The organism is Streptomyces sp. C (assembly GCF_000158895.1).
Taxonomy (GTDB): Bacteria; Actinomycetota; Actinomycetes; order Streptomycetales; family Streptomycetaceae; genus Streptomyces; species Streptomyces racemochromogenes.
In genome coordinates this window covers 7,176,446-7,177,675 of record NZ_GG657750.1, presented here as the reverse complement: position 1 = coordinate 7,177,675, position 1,230 = coordinate 7,176,446, and the positions used below count along the sequence as shown (strand labels likewise).

1 protein-coding gene is annotated in these 1,230 nt (G+C 74.3%); it reads right to left on the bottom strand.

The genetic code is table 11. The annotated features are described in order from the left end of the window. Positions 1-92: 92 nt before the first annotated feature. Positions 93-1,148 (bottom strand): cysteine synthase family protein, encoded by a 1,056-nt coding sequence (locus tag SSNG_RS32050; protein ID WP_007268100.1) that lies wholly within the window; start codon positions 1,146-1,148, stop codon positions 93-95. Between the last annotated feature and the right edge of the window lie 82 nt (positions 1,149-1,230).

Below are 1,230 nucleotides of genomic sequence, written 5' to 3'. Positions count from 1 at the left end.
TCCGATGCCGAGCCGCAGCTTGATGTTCTGGATGGAGCTGACGGAAATTCACGCCGGGTTCCTTCGGGGGGTGGGGGGACGGGCGGGAGGCGTCAGGACTTCGTGGCCAGTACCTGGGCGGGAGCGGCCGCCGGCGCGGTGGCGGGGGTCGGCGCGGGAGCGGCCGCCGGCGCGGGGGCCGGGGCGGACTGCCGGGCGGCGGGCGCGGGGGTCTCGTTCCACAGGCTGAGGTAGCGCTCGCCGGTGTCGGGCAGGATGGTGACGATGGTGGCGCCGATGTAGTCCGGGTGGGCGGCCAGCCGGGCGCAGGCGTGGGCGACGGCGCCGGAGGAGACGCCGACGAAGACGCCCTGCCGGCGGGCGAGGGAGCGGGCGGTGGCCATGGCGTCCTCGTCCGAGACGGTCACGACGTTGTCGATCAGCGCGACGTCGGTGGTGGGGGCGACGAAGCCGCCGTTGAGGCCCGGGATGCGGTGGAGGCCGCCCTGGCCCTGGGTGAGGACCGGGGAGTTCTCCGGCTCGACCGCGACGACGCGGATCCGCGGGTCCTGCTCCTTGAGGTACTTGGCCGTGCCGCTGAGGGTGCCGCCGGTGCCGACGCCGCAGACCAGTACGTCGATCCGGCCCGCCGTGTCGGCCCAGATCTCGGGGCCGGTGGTCTCGTAGTGGGCGCGGACGTTGTCGGCGTTCTCGTGCTGGCAGGCGAACCAGGACCCGGGGGTCGCCGCGTGCAGCTCCTGGGCCTTGGCGATCGCGCCGGGGTAGCCGGCGTCGCGGGGGGTCTGCACGACCTCGGCGCCCAGCGCCTTGAGCAGGGCGACCCGTTCGGCGGTGGCGCTGTCGGGCAGCACGATGACGCAGCGGTATCCGCGGGCCGCGGAGAGGGCGGCCAGGGAGATGCCGGTGTTGCCCGAGGTGGCCTCGATGACGGTTCCGTTGCCGCGCATCAGGTCGCCGCGGTCCTCGGCGGCGCGCAGCATGTAGAGGGCCGCCCGGTCCTTGCTGGTGGACATCGGGTTGGCGGCCTCCAGCTTGGCGAGCACCTCGCCGCCCGGGGCCGAGTCGTCGAAGCGGAGGCGGATCAGCGGGGTCGAGCCGACCAGGTCGGCGATGCTGTCTGCGATGCGGCGCGTCTCACGGCTTTGCACGTGTGGTTCCTCACAAGTCGGTTCGTACGGCTGCGGGCCGGGCGGGCGGAGCTGGTCCGGCGCGGCCCGGTGCGGCCTGGTG